The sequence below is a fragment of the Gluconobacter cerinus genome (assembly GCF_002723935.1).
GTDB classification, from domain to species: domain Bacteria; phylum Pseudomonadota; class Alphaproteobacteria; order Acetobacterales; family Acetobacteraceae; genus Gluconobacter; species Gluconobacter cerinus.
The window spans coordinates 217,099-242,542 of the sequence record NZ_BEWM01000002.1; the positions used below are offsets into that span (position 1 = coordinate 217,099).

General features: G+C 55.9%; 23 protein-coding genes. 14 read left to right on the forward strand and 9 right to left on the reverse strand.

Annotation, left to right across the window (positions count from 1 at the left end):
• Positions 1-36: 36 nt before the first annotated feature.
• From radA to pspA, 8 genes are all read right to left on the reverse strand, one after another.
• The gene (gene radA / locus GCE01_RS04955; protein WP_064275239.1) at positions 37-1,440 is read right to left on the reverse strand and encodes a DNA repair protein RadA; all 1,404 of its coding nucleotides are present in this window, start codon (positions 1,438-1,440) and stop codon (positions 37-39) included.
• A 77-nt stretch (positions 1,441-1,517) separates the two neighbouring features.
• Positions 1,518-1,721, reverse strand: coding sequence for a hypothetical protein (locus GCE01_RS04960; protein ID WP_064275240.1), 204 nt, complete (start codon positions 1,719-1,721; stop codon positions 1,518-1,520).
• The gene (locus GCE01_RS04965) at positions 1,718-2,506 is read right to left on the reverse strand and encodes an ABC transporter ATP-binding protein (RefSeq protein WP_064275241.1); all 789 of its coding nucleotides are present in this window, start codon (positions 2,504-2,506) and stop codon (positions 1,718-1,720) included. Before GCE01_RS04965 ends, GCE01_RS04960 begins: the two co-directional genes overlap by 4 nt.
• Complete coding sequence (locus GCE01_RS04970; RefSeq protein WP_046900490.1) at positions 2,503-3,288, reverse strand: MlaE family ABC transporter permease; 786 nt, start codon at positions 3,286-3,288, stop codon at positions 2,503-2,505. The genes GCE01_RS04965 and GCE01_RS04970 overlap by 4 nt, the downstream gene beginning before the upstream one ends.
• A gap of 48 nt (positions 3,289-3,336) precedes the next feature.
• The gene (locus GCE01_RS04975; RefSeq protein WP_244591092.1) at positions 3,337-4,752 is read right to left on the reverse strand and encodes a GIN domain-containing protein; all 1,416 of its coding nucleotides are present in this window, start codon (positions 4,750-4,752) and stop codon (positions 3,337-3,339) included.
• A complete protein-coding gene (locus GCE01_RS04980; protein ID WP_244591093.1) occupies positions 4,752-5,957 on the reverse strand; it encodes a hypothetical protein in 1,206 nt (401 codons plus the stop codon). Before GCE01_RS04980 ends, GCE01_RS04975 begins: the two co-directional genes overlap by 1 nt.
• Complete coding sequence (gene pspB, locus GCE01_RS04985; RefSeq protein ID WP_099211404.1) at positions 5,954-6,196, reverse strand: envelope stress response membrane protein PspB; 243 nt, start codon at positions 6,194-6,196, stop codon at positions 5,954-5,956. Before pspB ends, GCE01_RS04980 begins: the two co-directional genes overlap by 4 nt.
• Positions 6,197-6,221: 25 nt before the next feature.
• Positions 6,222-6,905 carry a phage shock protein PspA gene (gene pspA / locus GCE01_RS04990; protein ID WP_099211406.1) on the reverse strand — a complete coding sequence of 228 codons (684 nt, stop codon included), beginning with the start codon at positions 6,903-6,905 and terminating at the stop codon, positions 6,222-6,224.
• A 112-nt stretch (positions 6,906-7,017) separates the two neighbouring features.
• Between pspA and pspF the strand changes: the two genes are divergently transcribed.
• The 11 genes from pspF to GCE01_RS05045 all read left to right on the forward strand — a co-directional run bounded on the left by pspF (position 7,018) and on the right by GCE01_RS05045 (position 19,653).
• Positions 7,018-8,070 carry a phage shock protein operon transcriptional activator gene (pspF, locus tag GCE01_RS04995; RefSeq protein WP_099211408.1) on the forward strand — a complete coding sequence of 351 codons (1,053 nt, stop codon included), beginning with the start codon at positions 7,018-7,020 and terminating at the stop codon, positions 8,068-8,070.
• A gap of 284 nt (positions 8,071-8,354) precedes the next feature.
• Positions 8,355-9,035, forward strand: coding sequence for a phosphoadenylyl-sulfate reductase (locus GCE01_RS05000; RefSeq protein ID WP_099211410.1), 681 nt, complete (start codon positions 8,355-8,357; stop codon positions 9,033-9,035).
• A 50-nt stretch (positions 9,036-9,085) separates the two neighbouring features.
• Positions 9,086-9,880: a sulfate adenylyltransferase subunit CysD gene (gene cysD / locus GCE01_RS05005; protein ID WP_099211964.1), complete on the forward strand. Its 795-nt coding sequence runs from the start codon at positions 9,086-9,088 to the stop codon at positions 9,878-9,880.
• Position 9,881: 1 nt separating this feature from the next.
• The gene (gene cysC / locus GCE01_RS05010) at positions 9,882-11,762 is read left to right on the forward strand and encodes an adenylyl-sulfate kinase (RefSeq protein WP_064275244.1); all 1,881 of its coding nucleotides are present in this window, start codon (positions 9,882-9,884) and stop codon (positions 11,760-11,762) included.
• Positions 11,763-12,237: 475 nt separating this feature from the next.
• Complete coding sequence (locus GCE01_RS05015; RefSeq protein ID WP_099211412.1) at positions 12,238-13,002, forward strand: triose-phosphate isomerase; 765 nt, start codon at positions 12,238-12,240, stop codon at positions 13,000-13,002.
• The gene (locus GCE01_RS05020) at positions 12,999-13,838 is read left to right on the forward strand and encodes a DeoR/GlpR family DNA-binding transcription regulator (protein ID WP_099211414.1); all 840 of its coding nucleotides are present in this window, start codon (positions 12,999-13,001) and stop codon (positions 13,836-13,838) included. The genes GCE01_RS05015 and GCE01_RS05020 overlap by 4 nt, the downstream gene beginning before the upstream one ends.
• Before the next feature lie 15 nt (positions 13,839-13,853).
• On the forward strand, positions 13,854-14,336 hold the full coding sequence (locus GCE01_RS05025; RefSeq protein WP_099211416.1) for an RpiB/LacA/LacB family sugar-phosphate isomerase: 483 nt from the start codon (positions 13,854-13,856) through the stop codon (positions 14,334-14,336).
• A 59-nt stretch (positions 14,337-14,395) separates the two neighbouring features.
• Entirely contained in the window at positions 14,396-15,316 is a 921-nt protein-coding gene (locus GCE01_RS05030) for a substrate-binding domain-containing protein (protein WP_099211418.1), read from the forward strand.
• Positions 15,317-15,344: 28 nt separating this feature from the next.
• Positions 15,345-16,850: a sugar ABC transporter ATP-binding protein gene (locus GCE01_RS05035; protein ID WP_099211420.1), complete on the forward strand. Its 1,506-nt coding sequence runs from the start codon at positions 15,345-15,347 to the stop codon at positions 16,848-16,850.
• Positions 16,840-17,859 (forward strand): ABC transporter permease, encoded by a 1,020-nt coding sequence (locus tag GCE01_RS05040; RefSeq protein WP_099211422.1) that lies wholly within the window; start codon positions 16,840-16,842, stop codon positions 17,857-17,859. Before GCE01_RS05035 ends, GCE01_RS05040 begins: the two co-directional genes overlap by 11 nt.
• Before the next feature lie 39 nt (positions 17,860-17,898).
• A complete protein-coding gene (locus GCE01_RS05045) occupies positions 17,899-19,653 on the forward strand; it encodes a dihydroxyacetone kinase family protein (RefSeq protein WP_099211424.1) in 1,755 nt (584 codons plus the stop codon).
• A 125-nt stretch (positions 19,654-19,778) separates the two neighbouring features.
• Here GCE01_RS05045 and GCE01_RS05050 read toward each other — a convergent pair whose 3' ends face one another.
• Positions 19,779-21,509, reverse strand: coding sequence for a Hint domain-containing protein (locus GCE01_RS05050; protein WP_099211426.1), 1,731 nt, complete (start codon positions 21,507-21,509; stop codon positions 19,779-19,781).
• A gap of 552 nt (positions 21,510-22,061) precedes the next feature.
• On the opposite strand from GCE01_RS05050, the gene GCE01_RS05055 reads away from it, so the two are divergent.
• The 3 genes from GCE01_RS05055 (at position 22,062) to GCE01_RS05065 (ending at position 25,422) form a co-directional block, all read left to right on the forward strand.
• A complete protein-coding gene (locus tag GCE01_RS05055) occupies positions 22,062-22,694 on the forward strand; it encodes a TetR/AcrR family transcriptional regulator (protein ID WP_046900504.1) in 633 nt (210 codons plus the stop codon).
• A gap of 157 nt (positions 22,695-22,851) precedes the next feature.
• Positions 22,852-24,006: a M24 family metallopeptidase gene (locus tag GCE01_RS05060; RefSeq protein WP_099211428.1), complete on the forward strand. Its 1,155-nt coding sequence runs from the start codon at positions 22,852-22,854 to the stop codon at positions 24,004-24,006.
• Positions 24,007-24,078: 72 nt separating this feature from the next.
• Positions 24,079-25,422, forward strand: a complete 1,344-nt coding sequence (locus GCE01_RS05065; RefSeq protein WP_099211430.1) for an MFS transporter — start codon at positions 24,079-24,081, stop codon at positions 25,420-25,422.
• Positions 25,423-25,444: the final 22 nt, after the last annotated feature.

Below are 25,444 nucleotides of genomic sequence, written 5' to 3' on the forward strand. Positions count from 1 at the left end.
TTCACGATTTATTTTCTATGTGCCTGCAGGATTTATTCAGCCTGCACTGGTTTCGGTGAAAAGACCCACGAGATCTGTAAGGTGCCCTATCTCGCGTAATTTGAGGCCTGCGGGCGGCTTGACGCGAGCGGAAGCAGCAGAAACCCGTCTGGGAAGAATAGCCTCAACAAATCCCAGCTTCGCAACCTCCTTAAGCCGAAGATCAGCCTGGCTAACTTGTCGAATTTCGCCAGAAAGGCCGACTTCCCCAAAATAAGCCGCGGTTGAAGATGCAGGCTGACCTGTCGCCGCGGAGATCAGAGCTGCGGCCACGGCCATGTCTGCGGCAGGCTCATTGACCCTTAACCCACCAGCCACGTTCAGGTGAACGTCCATGTTCGCGAGTTTCAAACCGCATCTTGCATCCAGCACGGCCAGCAGCATGTTCAGGCGAGACGTATCCCATCCGACAACGGCGCGACGTGGCGCCCCGTCGCCAGCTTTTGGGGACAGAAGGGCCTGAACTTCCAGAAGAACGGGGCGTGTGCCTTCAAGGCCAGCAAAGACAGCCGATCCAGCAATGTTGCCGCGTCTCTCGGCGAGGAACAGGGCGGAAGGATTGGGCACCTCCGTCAGCCCCGTATCAGTCATGGCAAAGACGCCGATTTCGTCGGTTGCGCCAAAGCGGTTTTTGGCTGCGCGCAGGATGCGGAACTGATGACCGCGATCACCTTCAAAATACATGACAGCATCAACCATGTGTTCCAGCACACGTGGCCCTGCCAGAGACCCTTCCTTCGTAACGTGGCCGATCAGGATCAGGGCGAAGCCAAGCGTTTTGGCCAGACGGATGAGTTCAAAAGCACTCGCCCGGACCTGCGCTACGGACCCTGGAGAGCTTTCCACGCTTTCCAGCCACATGGTCTGAATGGAATCAATGACCACGACAGTATGGGACCGATCGTTTTCCAGCGATCCCACGATGTCCCCAACATTGATGGAGGCAGCCAGATCCAGGGAATCCAGTGTCTTGCTGTCCCGGTCCAGCTCCAGTCTCTGCGCGCGAATGCGGATCTGATCGACGGATTCTTCGCCCGAGACATACAGAACCTTGTGACCACTCCGAGCCAGCGCACAGGTTGTCTGGAGCATCAGGGTGGACTTACCAATACCTGGATCACCGCCAACCAAAACAACGGATGCAGGCACAAGGCCGCCGCCAAGAACGCGATCCAGCTCTGCAATGCTTGTCGTGATGCGTGGGGGCGGCTTGGCCTCACCATCAAGGCGAACGGTCTGAAGACGCCCGGTGCTCAGCTTGCCCGTTTTGCGGGCTGTGGGTTCGGAAGTTTCCTCAACCAGCGTGTTCCATTCCCCGCAAGCTTCGCATTTGCCCACCCATTTGGAATAGACAGCCCCACAGGACTGGCAGACAAAGCGTGCGGTTGGTTTCTTGGCCAAGGGAATCTCTCTTCACATGGACTCTGGATGCTCCCGATATAGGGAGCGTTCACGTTATGATCCAGTCAGAGAAGGCGTTAATCGTCTGTCCGGATGATGATGCGTGCCATGATGCGGGCAGCCGTTACGATCATAAGCAGGATCAGTGCCTGAATAAGGATATTCTGGCTTTTGGGCGGGTGCATGAACAGAATGAACACCATCGGCAGCGCGATGAGATACGTCAGACCAAGACGCTGCCAGACTCTGCGGGAAATGGGAGGGCGTCGGAACGGCTTCATTTGCGAAGTTCCATGGTGATCGGGCCTTCCCGGCGTCCATGCGTGAACTGGTCCACCATTGCGTTGCCTGAGTTCATCAGGTCTGCGGCCAGCCCCTGCCAGACCAGTTTGCCCTGGTAAAGCATGGCAGCCTGATTGCCGATCCGCTGCGCTGAAGCCATGTCATGCGTAATGGCGATCGCCGTTGAGCCCAGCTTCTGAACACAATCCACGATAAGTCCGTCAATGACGGCCCCCATGATGGGATCAAGGCCTGTAGTCGGTTCATCGAAGAACAGGATGTTGGGCTGTCCGGCAATGGCACGAGCCAGTCCGACGCGCTTTTGCATGCCGCCTGACAGCTCAGACGGGCTGAGCTGTCCAACGGAGGGGTCCAATCCAACCTGCTGGAGGATTCCGCCTGCCAGTTCACGCGCCTTGGATCGGGACGGAACTGGGCCGTCACGGTCCGAGTGCTTGGCCCGAAGCCCGAAGGCAATATTGTCCGCGACGCTCATGCTGTCGAACAGAGCGGCGTTCTGGAACAGCATGCCAATCTGTCGACGCAGGATTTCCTGTCGCCCACGCGGAGCCGTGAGAACGTTTTCGCCGTCAATTTCGATAGTGCCAGCATCGGGCTCGATCAGGCCGAGGATACACCGCAAAAGAACGGATTTTCCTGAGCCGGAGCCACCAATGATGACCATTGAGGTGCCGGTCTCGACATCAAGGTCGATCCCGTCGAGCACGACCTTGGAGCCGAACGCCTTCGAAAGGCCGCGGATGCGGATTTTGGGTGTACTCATTGGGAGAAGAACAGATCTGTGAGGAGGTAATCAAACAGCAGAAGCAGAATGGAGGCGCCCACGACGGCCGCTGTCGTGGCTGACCCCACGCCTTCCGCACCGCCCCGACTGTTATAGCCGTGGTAGCAACCCAGAAGAGCAATGAGGAAGCCGAAAGCCGCTGCTTTAACCAGACCGACCACCACGTCCATGGTCTTCAGCGAATCCAGCGTGGCCGTGATGTAGGTGGACGGTGAAAAACCCAGCTTCGCGACCGATACGGTAAAACCGCCAAGAACACCTAGAACGTCCGCCACGATGACGAGACAGGGCAGGGCGATGGTTCCCGCCAGAAGACGTGGCGTTACCAGATATTTCATCGGGTTGGTCGAAAGTGTCGTCAGGGCATCGATCTGATCGGTGACGCGCATGGTACCGATCTGGGCAGACATTGCGGCACCGACACGCCCGGCAACCATCAGTCCTGCCAGAACCGGCCCCAGTTCGCGGGTGACAGCCAGAACCACAATCCCGGCGATAGCGCTCTGGACGTGATACTGCCCAAACCCGACATAGGACTGCAAAGCGATGACGGCTCCGGAGAATAGGGCTGTCAGGGCCACAACCGGAAGGGAGAAGAACCCCGTTTCGATCAGCGTGGACAGGAAGATGCGCCAGTAGAACGGTGGCCGCACGAGATGCGACAGCCCTTCCAGCGCAAACATGGCGAGAGCACCCGACTGGCGGACGAGTCCGAGGACGGCACGGCCAAGGGCCGCTATGGGATCAAGAACGGCATTCACCCTTCAGCCCCTACCCTGCGCGCCCGGCTACGTCAAAGTCTGTCTTGCTCAGGCGGAGCGTTCCAGGTCCCGGAACTGGCGCTCCAGAGCAAAATCCGGGGAGGTTACGAACTGTTCCATGCGCGCCAACCTTGGCTCCATACGAGCCAGGCGGTCGTTCAGGCGCGACAGAGTATGGTTTGAACTGAAAGATGTCGTCTCCGGGGCGTGGCGTTGTTTGTGACGCGCGCTCTGATCCTTGGCTGTGTGAATAACCTCTTCATACAGATCGACAGCACGGCGTGTGTAATAGACATGGGGGGCGTCACCTGCAGATGATTGTCCTCCCATGCGACGGTCAGCCATGCGTGTTTGCCAGTTTCGCGTGAAAGCGGAGAGGCCTTCAGCAATATCCGCCCAGAGAGCACCAAAAAAGGACTCCCCGGTCCGTTTGCGATAACGTCTGGCGTGACGCAGGACCAGCCAGACGCAGACTACGATCAGAACAAGACGCAGACCGCCCAGATGGTGGCCGTTGCTATGTTTGCCGAAAGAGCCAAGAGCCTCCCAGCCTTGCTGCGTGCCAGAATCGAAATTCACGGACTGACCAAGGCTGGCTAAAATGTCTTTCGTGATCGCCTGCCCATCAATCGGTGCGGCTGCGGTGACATGTACGCCGGGGCCTGTGGTATGAACTGTCAGGTCTCCCGAGCCGTAGTGACTGCGGGATAATGTTCCTGAAACACTATCGACCAGAACGTTCCCAGAGCCATAAAGTGACAGGCTGGCTGAGATGGTACTGACGTGTGCTGTGATGTCGGACGCACCGAGATCCCGAATGGAGAGGTTCTCTACTGAGCCACTCCTAAGCAGCATGTTTCCTGACGATGTCGCGGACAGCTCAACACGAGGTGCTGTTACGAGCCCGACAAGCAGGTCTCCGCTTGAGAAATTGAGAACGTGTACATCGCCTGTCACCGTAGCGATGGAAACATTGCCGGATCCGGTCATCCGCAGATCCACGCCCGTTGCGCTGTTGACGCGTACGTCACCGCTTCCGGAAAAGCCACTGAGATGGCCGGATGGTCCAGTGACAGTGATGTCGGTCTTGTTGCCGCGGAGATGGATATTCGTCCCGGCTGGAACCTGAATTGTCGAGCTGGCTTCGGTGCTGCAGGATGGGTCACTCAGAGCAAGTTTGAGTGTCTTGTCCCCGGCGGCTGTCAGGTTGCCATTGCCCTGAACAACCTTCGCTATATCACCCTCAACAATATGAAGGTCTGTCAGGCAGGTCGGTGCCAGTTCCAGCGTGGCTCCCGTGACGGAGCTTACCCTTTCTGAAATTGGAAACGCTGGTGGCGCCGGTGGAGCGGGAATGGCAGGGGCTGCGTCCTGAGAGAAGGCCGGGCTGATCGTTCCTGTAGCAAGCAGGAGGCCGAGGACGCCCCCTGCGAAACGTACCAGATCGTGGGATGTCTTCATCATCAGCCTCCCTGTTTTGGTGTATCGCCCTGAGGCGGCATGACCGGAGCTGTTGGCGTCGAAGGAGCAGGTGGCGGTGCCACAGTGTCCGGAAGGGGAGTCTGTGGCAGCTTCTGAGGAGCTTCCGACGGCGCCGTGGGGACACTGACTGAGGGTGTCTGCTGCGTCTGGGTGGGAGTACTTGGTGCGACGGCAGCCGGGGGTGGTGCGGCGACAACAGGAGGTTGAACGGCTTCCTGTTCCTGCTGGGCCGGTTTCTGAGGCACTGGTGTTGGTGGTGCAGATGTTGATGGAGCCGGAACAGAAGGCTGGCTGATCTGCGGAGATGTTTCTGTTGAGGCTGGCGGCTGAGGAGCCGGCACCGAAGCTTTGGGAACGGGCGGCGGAGCGACTGGCAACGTCGTCGTAACTTGTGGTGTGGCCGGTGTCACGACAGCCGGCGGCGGAGTAACGGCCGCCGGGGTTCCGACATTTACTGCGCCACTGCCAGACCGAACGATCGGGCCGGAGACGCGCTCAATATTGACGGCGCCTGTGCCGTTGGCTGTCACCGTTGCAACGGAAGCGTTGCCATGAACGGTGGCGGTCGCATTGTCTGACGTCACGATCGTCAGGGCTTCGATACTGCCCTGTGACACCATGAAAGAGGCATCGTTCGACAGTTGTGCAGATAGAGCGGTCAGTTGTGCAGAGTCGGCGATCAGCGTTGATGTGCCGGAAGCCACGATCTGGGCCGCCCGTTCGAGAGAGCCGATATGCACACTGGAGGCACCATGCATGCTCAGATCAAGGGACTGCGTATTCTCGATATCCATCGTCGCGGAGTCGAGGCTGGCATCAAGGGACGCCAGTTTTCCTTTGATGATGAAATGCGTGTCATGGCTGTCATGGATCGAGACGCCAGTATAAGGCGACACACTGATCGTGACCTTACCATTGGGTGCGCAACTTTTCGTGGCGATGGAGATGCGGCTGTCCGACTCTTCTTTGCCGCTGCGCATCGTCACCTGCGTTGCATTGCTGCTGTCTAAAGTAGCGCCGTCTTTCATGCTTGGGTCTACGACGATCCGCACCTGACCTGTGCAGGGAATCGCCATATCCAGATCAGATCCGGACATGGTGACGCGCGCGGCCTGAGCCGGGTAGGCAGAAACTGCCCCTGTCAGCATGGACAGCAGCAGCATGCGCAGGGCGGTGCGGGATGTCATCGTGAACTCCTAGCTCTCCAGCCCGGGATATCCTCGTCGAGGATGCGTTCGAGCTGGTCGATCCTTTCTTCCAGACGCGTAGCATGGGCCTCGGCCTGTGTCAGGGCAGCCTGCAGATGTGGGTCTGAGATGCCTTGATTGGCAAGGTTGCCCGTTCGGGCACGCAACAGGCGCGGGCCCAGGACGAGCGCGGGGATGAAGCCAAAAAGCAGGACAAGAGCGACGATATCCTCATTCATGACTCAGACTTTCTTGCAGCAGTCATCAGGCTTCGCGCTTCTTTTCCGCAATCCGGCGTTTCAGAGTCTCGAACTCATCTTCTACAACCGCATCCGTCTCCAGAGCGGCCAACTCTTCGTGCAGGGAGGGGCGACCAGACCGACGTCCCAGATCATAGGCCTCGGCTTTGCCTTCCAGTTCATCCAGAGCGCGCTCGACCTGTTCGAAACGGTTCAGCGTGTCGTCAATGCGGGTATCGTAGAGCTTTTCACGCGTCTTGAGGCGTCCTTCTGCCGTGCGGGCACGCATGGTCAGGGTTTTCTCACGGGATTTCGCATCCGCCAGTTTGGCCTGAAGCTTGGTGATGTCGTCGTTTTGCTGCTCAAGACCTTCCGTGACCTGTGCAATCTGGCGTTCAAGCCCTTCGCGGGACTGTTCGACCGTGTGACGTGCTGAGAGCGCCGCCTTGGCCAGATCGTCCCGGTTGCGTTCGATGGCAAGTGTGGCTTTGCGGTGCCATTCGTCTTCTTCGTGCATCATGGTGCGCACGCGGCGTTCAAGCTGCTTGCGTTCTGCGATGGTGCGGACGGCCTGACTGCGCACTTCAACGAGCGTGTCTTCCATCTCCTGAATGACAAGGCGGATCATCTTCTGCGGATCTTCTGCCGTGGCCAGAATCGCATTGAGATTGGAGTTCACGATATCGGCGAGCCGAGAAAAAATACCCATGACGCTTTCCTTCCTGAGAACTGGATTAGAGCACAATGACCTGTCTTGTCAGCGGGCTCGTTTTGGGGATGTTATGGTTGTGACAATCTGAAGTGGCGAACGAGGCTCAGAAATGGCGAGATCCACCCAAGCGGACGAGGTTCTGACACCCATCGGGCGGGCTCCGGCATTTCTGGCGATGCTGGACCAGATCTCCTGTCTTGCTCCCCTGAAGCGCCCCGTTCTGGTGATCGGAGAGCGCGGGACGGGGAAGGAGCTGGTTGCGGCGCGGCTTGCGTTGCTGTCGGATCGTTGGGACGCACCTTTGGTCAAGCTGAACTGCGCGGCCCTTCCGGAAGCGCTGTTGGACAGCGAGTTGTTCGGACATGAGGCTGGCGCGTTTACGGGTGCGCAGAAGCGCCGCCTGTCGCGGTTTGAGCGCGCAGATGGTGGAACGCTGTTTCTGGATGAAATCGGCACAGCTTCTCTGGCGGTTCAGGAAAAGCTGCTCCGCGTTATCGAGTACGGCAGTTTTGAGCGTGTTGGCGGCAGTGAGACAATTCGCGTGGATGTGCGTTTGATTGGTGCCACCAACGCGGATCTTCCGGCCATGGCGCGGGACGGAACATTCCGCCCGGACCTGCTCGACCGACTGGCATTCGATGTGGTCAATGTCCCGCCTCTGCGAGCCCGGCAGGACGATATTCCCCTGCTGGCCGACCATTTTGCGACGCGGATGAGCGCGGAACTTGGCCGAAAGCTTTTTGCGGGGTTTTCCCAGAAGGCTTTGCAGCGCCTGATTGACTACGACTGGCCCGGCAACGTCCGTGAGCTTCGGAATGTGGTGGAGCGCAGCGTGTACCGTATGGATCAGCCTGAGCGCCGTCTGGATGAGATTGTGCTTGATCCGTTCGTCACGCCTGACTGGAGCAGCGTTGTGGCTCCAGCCTCGACCGGGGAAGGTCATGTTCAGGGAGACGTTCCCCAAACCTTCCCGCTGGATTTTGCTGAGACAGTTAAAGGTCATGAACGTGCGTTGCTGGAAGCGGCCCTCAAGGAGGCGCAGTTTAGCCAGCGGCAGGCCGCAGATCTTCTGGGGCTGACCTATTATCAGTTCCGCCACCACCTGCGGCTGCACGGTCTGGCCGACAAGGAAGCGCGGAAGGCCCTGACCAAAAAAGAATGAACGCAGTTTCATACCTGGGTTCATGCATGAAGTGTGCCAGATTTTGTGGTGTGGGGATTTTTAGGAATGACACCGTTTGTGGGGTGAGTCGTTTGCGGGAAATTTGACCATTAATTGGTAAATCAGGCCAAAAATTCTGCCGCGCTTCAATCGATGAGAAATACTCAATTAAACCATTTAATATGGTTATACAAAATAAAATAGTTGAATAATGGGTGAAGCGCGCCTATGTCTCCTTCACGTCGTGATTCTGGCGCGTGTGAACAGGGATATGGGTGCAGTAAATGCCTCTCTCACAATCCGAACTTCAACATCTTTTGGATACGCCGGAGAGTCACGCACTTGAAAAGGCGCTCGTGAGCCTGAAAGGCCGTGTCGCTGTTATTTCCTCATTTGGAGCTGAGTCGGCCATTCTCCTGGATGAGATTGCCCGGATAGACCCGTCTGTGCCGGTTTTCTTTCTGGATACGCGGCGCCATTTTCCGGAAACGCTCTCCTATCGTGATGAGCTTTCCGATGCGCTCGGCCTTCAGGACGTCCGGACTATTTCTCCCTTGGCTCGGGAGCTTGAGAACAGAGATCCACAGGATCAGCTCGCGGCATTCGATCCGGATGCCTGCTGCGCCCTGCGTAAAGTGGAGCCTTTGGAGTTGGTGCTTCCGGAATTTGATGTCTGGCTGACCGGGCGCAAGCGCAGTCAGGCCTCAACACGGGCAGCTCTTCCCATTGTGGAACCACAGCCGGATGGCACCGTGAAGCTCAACCCGCTTGCGGGGTGGGGCATGGAGAAAATCGAAGCAGAAATGCGTCGTCGGAACCTGCCGCGGCATCCTCTGGTTTCAAAAGGATACACTTCGATTGGCTGTGCGCCTTGCACACGGCCGGTTGGAGACGGAGAAGACGGGCGGGCAGGTCGTTGGGCCGGTCTGACCAAGACAGAATGCGGCATTCATCGGCCAGCATGAACATGGAGCGGACAATGACGCGGACACAAACTCTGGCGGAACCGCGCGTCATGGATGATCTTGACCAGCTCGAAGCTCAGAGCATTTTCATCCTGCGTGAAGCCTATCGGAAACTGAAGCCCCTCTCGCTGCTGTGGTCCCTCGGGAAAGACAGCAACGCCATGGTCTGGCTGGCGCGCAAGGCGTTCATGGGGCGCGTGCCGTTCCCGGTCATGCATGTGGATACCGAGAAGAAATTCCCGGAAATGTATGCCTTTCGGGATGAGTACACCAAGAAGTGGGATCTGGACCTCCTTCTGGGATACTGCCCCCCAGTCGAAGAAATCGATCCGTCCCTGCCGCCCGCTGCACGTTCCGCAGCGCGCAAGACGGCGGGTCTGGCGGCTATGATCGACAAGCATAAGCTGCGCGGTGTGATTGCTGGTATCCGCCGTGACGAGCAGGCCACACGTGCCAAGGAGCGCGTGTTCAGCCCGCGTGGCGCCGGTCATCGCTGGGATGTTCGCAATCAGCCGCCCGAATTCTGGGACCAGTATGCCACGCCGTATGAAGATGGCATGCATATTCGCGTCCATCCGTTGCTGGCTTGGCGGGAAATCGACATCTGGCGGTACATCGAACGCGAAGGCATCCCCCTCGTGGATCTGTATTTTGCCAAGGACGGTAAGCGTTATCGCTCTCTGGGTGACCAGGACATCACAAGCCCGATCGAGAGCAATGCCACGACCGTAGCCGAAGTGATTGCCGAGCTGGAAAGCAGCAAGACATCCGAGCGCGCCGGGCGTGCCATGGATCATGAATCAGAAGACGCATTCGAGCGTCTGCGCGTGGCGGGGTATCTGTAAGATGGGTGACATTATCGCAACCCAGGAACTCTCTGGAGCGTATCGCGCGGCCGCCACGCCGATCGTGATCGTCGGGCACGTCGATCACGGTAAATCCACTCTGATTGGACGTCTGCTTTACGATACGGACAGCCTTCAGGACGGCAAGCTGGCGCAGATCGTTGAGAGCAGCCGTAAGCGTGGTCTGGCGGTGGAGTGGAGCTTCCTGCTCGATTCCCTTCAGATCGAGCGTGATCAGGGCGTGACGGTTGATTCCACGCGTATTCCGTTCCGTCTGGGCTCCCGTGAGTTCGTGATTGTGGATGCGCCGGGCCATCGCCAGTTCCTGCGCAACATGATTACGGGTGCTGCCGATGCCGAGGCGGCCGTTCTGGTTGTGGATGCTCAGGAGGGTGCGCAGGAGCAGACGCGGCGTCATGCCATGCTGCTGCGTCTGATCGGGATCCGGCACGTCATTGTGCTGCTGAACAAGTCCGACGTTCTGGGCTTCGACGAGGCCAAGATCGTTCAGGCCGAGTCTGATGTCCGGCAGCTTCTTGGTCGTCTGGAAATCGAAGTTGAAGCCGTTGTTCCGGCGTCTGCGCGTGATGGTGACAATATTGCCAGCCGTTCCGAGCGGTCTGCCTGGTACAAGGGGCCGACACTGATCGAGGCTCTGGCCAATGTGCCTCCGCCGACGTCCCGTCTGTCTCTGCCGTTCAGGATGCCGGTGCAGGACGTTTATCGCTTTGATGGCGTGCGTTACGTTGCCGGCCGGATCGAGCGTGGCACTGTCCGTGCGGGCGATCGTCTGGCAATTGGTGCCCAGGGCCAGATCGCAACCGTTGCAGAAGTTTGCCGCTGGCATGCGCCGGAACTGCCGGTTGCTGGTGCGGGTGAATCCATTGCGCTGCGCCTGGAGCCGGATCTCGTGCCGGATCGTGGGGACCTGCTGTTCCCGGCAGATGATAAAGCGTCAGCACCAGAGCGCTCTGCCCGTATTCGCACGCGTCTGTTCTGGCTGCGGGGTGAGCCTCTTCGTGTTGGGGAAAGCTTCACGCTTCGTCTGACGACAGCAGAGCATGATGTGACGGTGGCGTCCATTGATGCGGTTGTCGATCTGGATGACCTGACATTGCGTCAGGGCGATGAGGTTCCGCCAGACGGATTTGCTGAAATCACGCTCGCTGCTTCTCACGCCGTGCTGTTTGACCCGTTCTCTCCAGGAATGGGCGATGGACGTGGCGTTCTGGTCGATCGTCATCAGCGGATTGTTGGCGGCGCACCGCTGATTGGTCCTGCTGAACTCGAAGATGGTGTTCATGCGATCCACCCGACGGCCAGCCGTATCTCTGCTGTACAGCAAGCTCAGACGCGTGGTCATAAGAGTGGCGTGTTCTGGCTGACGGGCCTCCCGGGCTCCGGCAAGAGCACTGTGGCTCGTGCCGCAGAAGTATCTCTGGCAGGGCAGGGTGTGAAAGCCACCGTTCTGGATGGAGATACGTTACGGGCCGGACTGTGCAGCGATCTGGGCTTCTCGCCGGAAGACCGTCGCGAGAACATTCGTCGTGCGGCGCATGTCGCGAAAATTTTGTCTGAGAGCGGCCAGGCTGTCGTTGTCGCACTGGTCTCGCCCCTTCAGGCAGACCGCGATCTGGCGCGCCAGATTGTAGGTGAGGGCTTCCACGAGATTTTTGTGGATACACCCCTGGAAACCTGCGAACAGCGTGACCCCAAAGGGCTTTATGCTGCGGCACGTTCGGGAAAAATTCCAGAGTTCACAGGTGTTTCAGCGCCTTACGAAGCGCCATTATCTCCGGAGCTGCGCTTGGGAGCTGACCGGACGGAAGCAGAGACTGTCAGTGAATTGACGGGCTTTGTGCTTCGGGTTGTTCAGCCCTGATTGCAGATAAATAAAGTGAATTGAGAAACGGCGGGCTTTGTCCCGCCGTTTTTTTTGCTCAAAAGCCTCTACCTCACGGTGCGCGTGTCACGCGATCCCGATCGCACAGTTTGTCCCGTTCTCGAAGGAGAGGGTGAATTGCCTCATTCTGTGTTGATCGTTTTTAGGCCAAAATCTGGCTGCGTAAGTAGGCGATGAATACGTCTTCTGACCCGTAACTCCACATAGATATCACATAAAAAGTAACATTTATCACGTATTTATGTGATGAAAATCTGTAGAGCAATCGGCGTCGTTTATCACGAATAATACCCAATTATATCAGATAATTAGGCATTAACGGCCTTTGCTATATCCGTAAAACATCATTCTGAATCCCGGTGGTAACAGTCTTTTTGTGACGAAATTATCATTGATGAAGTTATTTATAACAGTATAGTTGTTACGAATCGGGTGCTCGAATCGGAGATGGACGATGGAGCGTGACGCTATCTGGGTTGGTACAAGCTGGAAGATGAACAAGGGGCCTGCGGCATCTGTCGCGGCCGCGAACGAGCTTGCACGGATGTCTTTCCCGGCAGCTATCCAGCCGTTCGTCATCCCACCATTTACGTCTCTAAAGGATGTCTGTGACAGGCTCTCAGGAAGCCGTGTGGCAGTAGGTGCACAGAACATGCACTGGCAGGACGAGGGCGCGTGGACCGGAGAAATTTCACCGACCATGATTTCGGAATGTGGTGCGGAACTGGTGGAAATTGGTCATTCAGAACGCCGGACCTATTTCGGAGAAACGGATCACACCGTTAATCTCAAGGTTCATGCGGCTCTACGGCATGGATTGAGGCCACTCGTCTGTATCGGTGATACAGCTGATGAATATTCTTATAGCGTAACAAACGAAACTTTGGCACGCCAATTGAAGGTCGCCCTTCACGGGGTGTCTGAAGACGATGTTCCACAGGTTCTCATTGCATATGAACCTGTCTGGGCAATTGGTGCGTCAGGGCGCCCTGCAGATGCGGCTTTTGTTGAGAGAACGCATAATTATCTGCGTAAGGTCCTGATTAACATTGCCGGATCCAGTGCAGGGTCTGCGATCAAGCTTCTCTATGGCGGAAGTGTCACGCAGGACAATGCGGCTGGCTATGTCGCTCTGCCTCATGTGAATGGAGTGTTCGTTGGGCGGGCTGCCTGGAATGTGGAGCATTTTCAGGCGTTGGCTGAGGGGGTCATCGCATGATGCCCCAGGCAACCTTTGAAACGCGCTCTGCCTCTGCGCGCCGTCAGAACATTTTGGACTATGTCCGGGATCGTGGTGGCGCACAAATTGACGAGTTGGCCGGACGTTTTGTCACCAGCCGCATGACCATTCACCGGGATCTTCAGGTCCTTTCGGAACGCGGAGTTTTACGTCGTGTGCATGGGGGGGTGACTACGCCTCCAAAAGCATTTTCAGAGGGCAGTATTTCCCAGCGGAGCCATCGTGCGATGGAGGCCAAGCAGGCTATCGCGGCTGTGGCGGCGGCCCTTGTTGAAGAAGGTGAAATCATTGCACTGGATGATTCAACAACATCCCGCGTTCTGGCTGAGCGTCTGACTGACAGTGCCTCTCTTACAGTTGTCACGAACAGCATGGGTACCGCGAACCTGTTCACCAGCAAGCCCAATGTGAATCTTCTGCTGCTTGGCGGTCGCTATAACATGGATTTTGACGCGTTCTTCGGAACACTGTGTGAGCAGGCCGCGGCATCGCTGCGCGTCAATACGCTGTTCCTGTCCGTCGCAGCAATTCGCGGAATGACGGCGTATCATCAGGAGCAGGATATCATCAAAGCCAAGCAGGCCTTGATGAATATTTCCGATCGCAAAATCCTGCTCGTGGACAGTACGAAATTTGGTGTCATCACGCTCAATCGTTTTTCCGATTTAACGGAATTCGATGTGGTGATCACGGATTCAGGTCTCGAAAAAGACCTGGAGGACACGCTCCGCAATGCGGGGATCAATCTGAAAATTGCGGAAATCTCCACCGTCAGGGCGAGCGGATTAAGCACCTCCCCTGAACGTAACCCATAAAGACGGAGAAAAATCATGCGTATTGCGATTGGAGGCGATCGGGCCGGAGAAGGTCTTGCAGGTCTCATTGCTGCACATCTTCGCGCCACAACACCGCATACGGTTGTTGATATGTCCCATCCTGAAGATGATCATCCTGAGCTCTATTCGGAGCTTAGTGAGCGGGTCGGTCTCGCGATCACGCACGGGGATTTCGATCGGGGAATCCTGTGCTGCGGAACGGGAATTGGCGTTTGTATTTCCGCCAATAAAATTCCGGGAATTCGGGCCGCGCTAACGCACGACACCTATTCTGCAGAACGTGCTGCCCTTTCAAACGATGCCCAAATCATCACCATGGGGGCACGTGTCATCGGGCCGGAGCTGGCCAAAAGCATTGTGGATGCCTGGTTGGCGCATAGCTTTGACCCGTCTGGGCCGTCCGCAGGCAACGTTGCGGGCATTGAAGAATTGAGCCGGAAATATTCCGAGCATCATCTGCAAACATCCAACTTCTGAAAATACTTCACCTGTTTCCGATCTGATGCCGGAACGGGTTATCTGGAAAGACGACGAACATGAAAAAAGCTCTTTTCCTTGGTGCTGTTCTGGCTGTAACGCCACTTGCTGCACAGGCCGCTGACACCAGCACGCCGCTGCGCTTTGTTCTGATTCCGAAAGTTGTCCATCCGTGGTTTGACAAGCTCAATACGGGTGCTCGTGCCGCAGCAGACATGATCACCAAAACCACGGGACAAAAGATCGAAATCGAATACCGTGCGCCGCAAACAGCTGACGTCTCTTCCCAGAATGACATCATTGAAAGAGCAATTGCTACGCACCCTGACGGACTTATTCTCGATCTGCTGGATGAGAAGGGAAATCGCGCGACGATGGATGAAGCCATCGAGCAGAAAATTCCCATGACCGTTTTCGACTCTCTCCCTCCGGAGGGTATGAATATCACGGCAGTAGGCGCCGATTTCTGCGAGCAGGGAACGATTGCGGCCGAACGGCTTGCCACACTGATTGGCAAAAAAGGTGAAGTGGCCATCATGATGGGTGTGCCAACAGCGCCCAACCATACCTTACGTGCAGAGTGTGAAAAGAAGGTCTTTGCAAAATACCCGGATATCAAAGTTGTCGCGACCGGAATTGATAACGATAGCATCGAGACAGGTCAGAAACAGGCCTCTGCCATCATGCAGGCGCACCCCAATCTCGTGGGATGGGTTGCCTGTGATGCATCTGGTCCTGTGGGCATCGGGCAGGCCATCCGGGAAAGCGGGAAGGCAGGCAAAGTCCAGGAAGTCGGCCTCGATAACCTGAACGATATGCTTCAGCTTATTCGGGATGGTGTTGCGGAATCAACTGCGTCCAGCCGCCCGGAGATGCAGGGTTACTGGGCTGTCGTCTCTGCATGGCAGAGCGCGATGGGACAGAAAACACCCAAATACATCGATACGGGCATCGACGTCATCACCAAGAAAAACCTCTGAGTCTGGCTCTGAGGCAGGAGTAACGATCATGGCGGTTCTCCAGGTTGAAGCTGTCCGTAAAAGCTATCCCGGTGTGGTCGCGCTCGATCACGTCGATCTGACGCTGGAGCCGGGCAAAATCCATATCCTGGCCGGAGAAAATGGTGCGGGTAAATCAACGCTGATCAAGACCCTGACAGGTCTTGTCACACCTGACGAAGGAACGGTCCTGATCGAGGGGCAGGATGCTCTGGCGGATCATAGCCTTTTCTCCCGTATTGCTTACGTACCGCAGGAACTGAATCTGTTTCCGTCCATGACGGTTGCTGAAAACATGTTCATGCCGTTTCATCGTTCGGGATTTGGTCATCTGACGATTTCCCGGAAGGCCATGGAAGCGGAGGCATCCCGTTTTATCGAGCGCTTTGGGATTCATGCCCGACCGGGACAGACCGTCAGTCGCATCAGCGTATCAGATCAGCAACTGCTTCAGATTGCGCGTGCGGCCTGCCGGGATGAGTTCAAGGTTTTGATCCTGGATGAACCGACATCTTCCCTCACGGCGAACGAGACGGAACATCTTTTCCGCATCATCACCACGTTGCGGGACAGTGGCTGTGCAATTGTTTTTGTCTCGCACAAAATGGAAGAAATTTTCAGTCTGGGAGACACCGTGACCGTTCTGCGCAATGGTCGCAGTGTTGGGACGTACCCGATGGATGGCATGACGGAAGATCAGCTTATCCGTCTGATGTCTGGCAGTTCTGTTCAGCTTGAAGAGAAATTCCAGCCGCGGGGTGACATTGATGATTCTGATATTCTTCTGAGTGTGGAAGGCCTGACGGGACCGGGCTTTTCAGATGTCTCTTTTCAGCTCCGTCGTGGCGAAATTCTTGGTTTTGCGGGGCTGGTGGGGGCTGGTCGCTCGGAAGTGATGCAGACCATGTTCGGTTATCATTCCGCAAAATCCGGACGATGCATGTTTAACGGTAAAGAAATACCTCGCGGCAGAACAGATCGGGCTGTGGCTATGGGCATGGTCTATCTTTCCGAAGAACGAAAACACCACGGTATTTTTCCGCTTCTGAGCGTGCGTGAAAATATCAGTCTTTCCGTGCTCGAAAAGATGAAGCGCGGTGGCATCATTTCTTCTGGTAAAGAGAAATCAATTGTTTCTGAAACGATCCAGAAATTTGATGTGCGAACATCTTCTGTAGGCAAGAAAATTGTCTTCCTGTCGGGTGGAAACCAGCAGAAAGCCATTATCGGCCGTGCCATGGCGCGTCGTCCTCGCATTTTGATTTTCGATGAGCCCACAAAGGGTATCGATATCGGCACGAAATTCCAGATCTACCGCATCATGCAACAGCTCGCGGAAGAGGGTGTCGGTATTATCCTCGTCTCTTCTGAAATGACTGAATTGCAGCGTTGCGCAACGCGGATCATCACCATGTATGGCGGTCGGACCACCGGGTCCTTCGACCAGGCTACCACTGACGTCAATACGCTTGTGGGCGCGATCATCGGCGCCACGGAGACCCGTCATGTCGCTTGAAACCACGCTCCCTGGAGCAACTCCCACGCCTCCAAAGGTGTCCTCCATTCGTGCGCTTATAGCCAGAATGGTCGCCAATCCGCTGGGTGGCGTCATTGGTGCGATGATCCTGATTTTCGGGATTTCGTGTCTGTTGTCGCCGCACTTCCTGACATCATTCAACATGATCATCATCGCGCGTGCGCTTGCGTTCATCGGCTTGGTCACCATCGGACAGGCCGTCTTGATGATCCTTGGCGAGCTTGACCTGTCCGTTGGTGCGATTGGTGGCCTCGCTGGCGTCGTTGGCGGAATGTTGATGGTGCAGGTCGGTTTGAATCCCTGGCTCTCGCTGGCTTTGTGCCTGTTGATGGGAGCGGGATGTGGCTTATTGAATGGCCTGCTGATTACTCAGCTTCGTCTGCATTCTCTGGTGCTGACCATCGGTATGGCGGGCGTTTATGGCGGTGCCAATCTGGTGGCGACACGCGGCGTCGCCATTACCGGAGTGCCGCATGAAATCAGCTTCCTTGGTAGAGGTCTTGTCCTCGGCGTGCCGGTTCCATTTCTGGTGCTACTGGTCTGTCTGACGGTTGTTGCATTCGTCATGATGCGTACGCCTGTCGGGCGTTACATTTACGCCATCGGGAGCAACCCGCAGGCTGCAAGAATGCTCGGTATTCGCGTTAATGCCATTCGTATGGGCGCGTTTGCTCTTGCTGGTTTCCTGTCTGCTCTGGCTGGCATTCTCATGGTCGCGCGTCTTGGAACAGCACAGCCATCCATTGGTGACACATGGGTTCTGTCTCCGATTGCGGCAGCCGTCATTGGGGGCGTTGCAACAACGGGTGGCCTGGGAAGCCCGGTTGGCGCTGTTCTGGGGGCCGTGATCATCGGGATCATTGAAGACATCATCGTCCTCTTTGGTATCTCGCCGTACTGGCAGTCCGTTGTGAGCGGCGGCATCGTTGTGCTCGCCATCTCTCTGGACTCCCTCGCCCGTCATTATCTCAACCGCGACGCGTCCTGACCGTCAGCAGCTTTTCATCCTGATGAAGGAGAGACTCACATGACCAAGATCTGTGGCGATGCTTCCGAATTCGCAGCCTCGGCCCTGCATGGATACAGCATGGTGCATCGAGACCTTGTCAAAATGGTCCGGGGTGGTGTTGTGCGCGCCAAACCGGGTTCAAAAGGTAAGGTGGCTGTCGTCGTCGGGGGAGGATCAGGGCACTATCCGGCATTCATCGGATATGTGGGAACTGGTTTTGCAGACGCTGCCATTGCTGGAGATATCTTCGCGTCTCCGTCAACGCAGGCCATTCAAAGCGTCGTGCGTCAGGCTGATCTCGGAGGAGGCATTCTTCTGGGCTTTGGCAATTATGCTGGAGATGTTCTGAACTTCGGTATCGCCGCCGACAGGCTGCGGGCAGAGGGATATGACGTTCGCATTCTTGCAACCATGGATGACGTGGCCAGCGCGACAGAAAACGAGAGGGAACGTCGGCGCGGTATTGCGGGTGATCTGACAATTTTCAAGATTGTGGGTGCTGCTGCGGAAGAAGGGCTGGATCTGGACGCTGTCGAACAGATTGGTCATCGCGTAAACCGTCAGACACGAACATTCGGCGTTGCTTTCGATGGCTGCACACTGCCGGGCGAAGCAGACAAGCTGTTTCACGTTCCGAATGCCCGTATGGCGCTTGGGCTTGGTGTGCATGGGGAGCCGGGGATCGGGGAAGAGAGTATTCCGACACCGCAGGTCCTGGCACAGATCCTGCTGGAAAAAGTCCTAAATGAACTGCCTGCCGGGGCATCCCGGCGTGTGGCTCTGACTCTCAACGGGTTGGGAAGCACGAAACAGGAGGAACTGTTTGTTCTATGGGAAGCACTGGCACCCCTGTTGGAAAAAGCAGGCCTGACGGCTGTGGCCCCTCTGGTTGGAGAATATGTCACCAGCCTTGATATGGCAGGCTGTTCACTGACCTTGACCTGGCTTGATGACGAACTGGAGCGCCTCTGGTGTGCTCCGGTTGATACGGCCGCGTTGCGCCATGGTCTGATTGAAGAAGTAGATACAACCTTCGAAGACGCCCCGGCCGAGACCAGCGTGACATACATGAAATCGTCCACAGCAGAAGGGCGGCGAGGTGGTCAGTGCGTCTCGGGAGTTATGATCACCTTGGCCGAGGCTCTTGCAGCGGCAGAAACTGAGCTGGGTCATATCGATGCGGTGGCAGGAGATGGAGATCATGGTCAGGGAATGGCCCGCGGTTCGGCTGCTGCCAAGGCCGCGGCCGCTAGAGCCGCGACTTCAGGGGCTGGGCCTGCAACCACTCTTTCAGCGGCGGCAGACGCCTGGGCGGATCGTGCGGGCGGAACGTCTGGCGCTTTGTGGGGCGAGGGCCTGAGAGCGTTCAGTCTGGCGCTGGACGACAATGCGCTTCCCTCTTCAACGCAGCTTGCTCAGGGAGCAAGGCAGGCAATGGAGCGCATCATGTCTCTTGGGAAAGCAAAGCCTGGGGACAAAACCCTCATTGATGCTCTCGTGCCATTTGTGGAAATGCTTGAGCAGGAGCTTTCAGGTGGTGCGGCTCTGCCCGTTGCGTGGTCTAAGGCCGCCAATGCCTCACAAGCCGCTGCCGAGGCTACGAAAGATCTTCTCCCTCGCATGGGGCGCGCTAGAACCCATGGTGAAAGAAGCAAGGGTCACCCTGATGCGGGGGCTCTTTCTCTCGCGCTTTGTGTCGGTGTGGTGGGAAAGGAACTGCAGACTCAGCTTCTTGAAGGTGAGCAAAAACGCACAGTTTCTCTGGGGGAGTAAGGGAAAACCGGACGCTTTCTCAGAGAAACGCGTCAGGGGAGGCCTTTTCTTGAGAACTCCTTACCTGGCGAACGTGAAAGGTCAGGAGCTTTCTCTCCAAAAGCTCCTGACCCCTTTATAACGGCTTAGCCGAAAGAAAGCTGGAGCGCTGAATCTTCCTTGCTCTCAAGAAGATATGGCCCTGCGTTCAGAACCTGAACTTCCAGCATCCCGATCGCATCAGCATTCCGGTTCCCCAGAGACACCAGAGCATTGCCATTCGTCCAACGGGCTTCACCGTTGGTTTCAGCGTACCAGCCCGTATCCTCGGATGCAGAAAGATGGGACGTGATGGAATGGCAAATGGTGCTGTCCCAGAGTTTGATTTGCCCAACCAGAACGCCGAGATTGCGACGGTCATCAACAAATGGACCAATAACATCTGCTGGGCGGCTGCTTCTTGAAACCAGACGAACCGATGTGACGCCCGGCTGGATCTGGAACAGAACCGATCCCTGCATTGTCCGTGATGGATAAATCACGGTGTTGTCCGTCGTGACCAAATGCAAATCATGGTCATCAGTTTGTTCTACGGGAGGCGATGCGTCGCCGATATCCAGCGTGGTCGCACGTTCCAGGAGCGCAGTGTAAAGCGGTTCGACCTGCTCGCGGTTTACACCGAGCGGCGCCGCAGCATCAGACACCCATGTCTGATTGTTCAGGCGAACAACATCTCCGGTCTGTTCGAACGAAGTGCGGTTTCCCGTGTCCAGATAGCTTTCAGCTTCTGCTCCATCGGCGATAAGAACGCCGTGTGTTTCGAGTTCCACATGGAAGATTTCGAAAAAGCTCTCGGACGTATCTGTCGTGATGGAACGACCATTGACCAGCATCCGCGCCGGAACCATCAGATCATTCAGATGCAGGCAGTGCTCCGAGGTAATACGAAGGTCCTTGTGTGGGACGTTGTTGGCGAGTGCGTTGGCCTTGATGCAGACGGGCCATTTGTCCGGGTCTGCACTGGCTTTGACGTCCACAAAACGACGGCCCACCCAGCGGATTGGCTCTGGCTGAAGTTTGCCATTCCGTTTGACCATGACCAGATCGCCAATCTGCAAAGTTTCAACGGCCTTTTCACCATCGGGCGTTAAAATCATGGTGTTGGACAGATAGCAGACCGTAACCCGGATGCCGCCGCTATCGTACTGACCCGAAGACGCTGAGACGTCGAACTTATGACCATCATAGGCAGTCGTATCTAGGCCCACGGACTGTACAAGCTTACCTGCTGAATAAACATTCAAGGTCGAGCCACTGACACTGGCTGACATGCTGGAGCCAGCCTTGAAGTCTGCAAATGTCAGCAGAGAGCCAGAGGTAATGTCCAGGCCGCTGATAATGGCGCCTGAATGAACTGTATAAATTCCACCGGAAGACACCGTGGCGCTAATGGACGACGCCCCAGCCTGCACGGAGAATTCTCCGCCATTGGCAACAGTCGTATAATAGTCCTTGGATGGGCCGTAGCTGTTGCCGAATTCCTGGGCAAAGCCACCAGAGGAAACGGTGACGTTACTGAGCACACCGCCTCGGTTATTGATTTCAGCACCGGAAAAAACCGTGACACCTGTGACTGTCGCGCCGGAATAGGTGTAGAGCCGAGCGCCATTGGCAGCATATTTCGCGCCGCCAGAACTCAGTACGATGCCAGAGGCGCTTCCACTTTTGACATTGACAACGCCGCCCGAAGAAACAGCGATGCTGCTGGCTTTCCCGCCACCTGAGACATTCAGTGTGCCGCCACCACGGACAACGAAACCGCTTTGTGTTGTACCGCTAACGGTCGTGGAGCTTCCTGAACTGACTGTCGTTGTCATGTGAGTCCTATGCTTCTTCGTCGACGCTGAATGCGAGCGGTTTGTTTTAAGCAAACTAATGGTATGATTTCAGGTGGTTTTTGTAAAATGGAAATATTGATTTTCACGATTTTCCACGGCCGAAAAATCAAAAAGAAAACACTGAGTTTCTAAAAAGTCCTGATCTTTTCAGGAGAAATAATTTTTGAGAAAAATTCATTCTAGAGGGCGGCGTTAATCGGAATTTTCATATTGGATTCCGAATGTGAGATGGTGATAGGCCAGAAAAGCGGCCTGATATTTTCAAATCATGGATGGCCTTCGGTAGCATACTCTTTTCTGGAAATGCCTCCTTTCCGGCAAATCTGAGAGGCTCATTTGAGATGTGGAGAGACTAATGATCTCGATAACTTCATGTCCCGAGCTCTTTGCTTAGAACAGCAACCCTAAGAGAGTGTTGATTGGAAGAAGCGTTGGCGAATGGAATTGAAGAGGAATTTCCGGAAGCGGGAGCTTCACTGTAAGAGAATTTCCTATCGTTGATTTTGGTATCAGGGGCCTGTCTGTAATCTCATGAGTGTTTCTTCCGTCCCCGTGCGGCGGCGTACGCAGGCTGATCGTAGCGCCTCGACGCGTGCCAAGGTTGTGCAAGCGGCCGTCAATCTACTTCAGACGCAGGGCTATGCCGCGACAACAATACAGCGCATCGCAAAGGCGGCGGGTGTCAGTCTTGGGGCGTTGCAGCACCACTTCCCCACAAAATCACTGATTATGGCCACGGTCCTGCGTCATTATGCTCTTAAGCGCGCGCGCCTCTACAGGCAGGCCATCAGCAACAAGGAAACACCTGAGCAGCGTGTTGATGCCATGCTGGATACGATGTGGGCACTCGTGACCGCAGGGCCGGAATTTATTGCGACGGTGGAAATAGAGCTGGCAAGGCGAAGCGATCCGGATCTGGAAGAAGTGACGGCTCCGGTTCTCGCCCGCATTGACCAGTTCATGACGCGGTGGTTGTCCGGAAAGCGGGGTGTGGCGCCCAGTCAGGAGTTTATTGATCTGCGACTTCTGAATGCTGCGCTTTTGCGTGGGTTAGCAGTTGAAACGGCACGAGGCATTCCGCTGGAGGATCTCTATCGCTCCTTTGAAGTCTGGCGCAGATTTGCCCGTGAAGAATTCCTTCGGATTGCCTTGAAAACTCCCTGATTGAGAGGGCTGGGAACGTCCCGCACGGACGGGGTCGAATCATTCCGATACGCAAATAATTTATCTTGACGCGCAACAAACAAGTAGGTTGTATTGCTTTTATAAGAATTTGAATGGGAGCGTTGAGAGACCTCCCTCCAGCACAACAGGGTCAGACATGACAATGCCGCCTCTTACTGCTTTGCAGGTTTCTCCCGCCGAAATGGCCGAACGCCATAAGAAGGTCCGGGAAAAAATGGAGGCAGCCGGCCATGCGGCGTATGTCTCTTTTGATCCTGACAACATCTATTACCTGACAAATTTCGCTAATTTCGTTCATGAGCGTCCATTTGTACTGGTTCTGACTGCCTCTGACGCGACGTTCATTGTTCCCAGGCTTGAGATCCCGCATGTGGAGCGGCACAAGGTCGGTGCCCTGACACTTGCGGAGTATGCCGAATTTCCAGCCCCTGCTGGAGCGCGATGGTCTGATCGTCTGGCGAGCATTCTGCCAGCGCAGGGCACAATTGGTATTGAGGCTGCCTGTCCGGCTTATTTGCAGGCAGCGATCGGACCTCGGTGCCAGATCCTGAATATCGTCGATGACGTCCGGCAGATTAAGTCTGCCCATGAGATTTCACGTATCGCGTGGACAAGTGACGTGATGACCAAGGCTCTTGCCATGATGATGGGCAAGGTCAAGCCAGGTGTGATGGTGGCTCAGGCCATTTCAGACGTGACACCCTATTTTTACCACCGCTGCCTGACGGAAGCACCGGCTTATAATGTCATGTCCAGCAAGGCTGCCGGTCTCATCCAGCCACCTGCCTTTACAGACGATCCGCATAATTTTTCATGCCTGACCGCACCTTGTGAATCAGGAGGCCCGTTCATGGGGCTTATTGCGGGGCGCATTAACGGATATGGCGCTGAAATCGAGCGAACATTCTTTCTGGATCATATCCCCGAAGACGCGAAACGCCCTTTCGATACCATGATGGAAATGCGCCATACCGCGTACGGTATGCTCAAGCCGGGTGCGATTGGTTCCGAAATTGATGCGGCCTGCCAGGCTATTGCGCATCGCGCGGGTTATGAAACGCCGCTGCACCGAACTGGCCATAGTTTCGGCGTTACCAGTCATGAAGCTCCGTTCCTTGCGTTGGGTGAAGATAACGTCATTCAGCCGGGTATGATTTTCAGTGTTGAGCCGGGAATTTATATCAAAGGGCAGGGTGGATACCGGCATTCGGATACAGTTCTGATCACTGAATCCGGATACGAAATACTCACAAAATATCCCGATGAAAAAGAAAATCTCATCGTTCGTTAGGCCTGAGGCACACGCTGATTTTTCCTGACGAAGTTTGTTTTTTCATTCTCCCTTGTGTCGGGAACGCTATCGATGACTATTTCAGAACGGCTGGAGCAGCTTCCTTTTTCCCGCTTTCATTACAAGCTCCTTCTGGTGGGAGGAGCAGGGTACTGCTTTGACGGGCTTGATGGAGCCATTCTGGCATTCGTTATGCCCGCTATTCAGCATTTATGGGGCCTGTCCCTGTCACAGCTGGGGTTATTGGGCAGCTCCGCGTTTTTGGGATATTTCATTGGTGCGCTGTGTGCCGGTTTGATTGCAGACAGATGGGGCCGCCGATCTGTCATGATGTGGGCTTTGGCCTGCTATTGTCTGGGATCTTTGGCTTCGGCCTTCTGTACAAACTGGCACAGCTTTATTCTGACACGGATGATCGCGGGTCTTGGGACTGGCGCTGAATCCGCCATTATCGCTCCATATCTTTCAGAGTTTGTGCCGCGCCGTTATCGCGGAGCCTTTACTGGTGCTCTGGCCGGCTTCTTCTCGTTTGGTTTCGTTGCTGCGGCTCTGCTGGGATATGCCCTGATCCCGGGATCAGCGGACGGGTGGCGTTGGGCGTTGGCTCTGACAGCCTGTCCGGTGATTTTGCTCCTTTGGTGGCGCAGATCTCTGCCAGAATCTCCCCGCTGGCTTCAGATCGTCGGGCGTGGACAGGAAGCTCATGCTGTTCTCAGTGGCATCGAAAGAGAACTAGGGCGCCCATCGGTGGCTTATGAGGCAGAAGGCGCGCCATCATCACCATGCACGCGTATGTCCAAGCAATTCACGCAGCTTTTGTCGGCACGCCTGCGCAAGGTCACCGTCATGAGCTGGCTTCTCTGGATGTCCATTACGTTCAGCTATTATGCGTTCTTTTCCTGGCTGCCTACGCTCCTGATCGCTCGGGGTTTTACCATTGCGCATAGTTTCGGTTTTTCAATCGCAATCTACGTAGCGCAAATCCCCGGGTATTTCAGTGCTGTTTATTTCAATGAAGCGTGGGGACGAAAAGCGACCATTGTGGGTTATCTAGCTGCCGCGATGGTTAGCGCTCTTGGTCTGGGGATGGCGAGTTCTTCGACCGCAGTTCTCGTATTCGGCCTTCTGCTCTCCTTCTTCATGAATGGAACATATGCCGGGGTTTACGCCTACACTCCGGAGATTTTCCCAACGTCTCTCCGCGCGACGGGCATGGGAACAGCATCGGCACTTGGTCGAGTAGGAGCGATTGCTGCCCCGCTCTTGATTGGTGCTGCATATCCCAAAGTAGGCTTCGCAGGAGTGTTTGGTCTGACAGCCGTCATTTTGTTCGGTGGCGCGCTCAGCATCCTCCTGTTCGGACCGTCCACCAAAAACCGTTCTCTGGAGGCGATTACTGGAGATTACGGCGTGTAAGTCACGTCTGCCTCCACGCGTC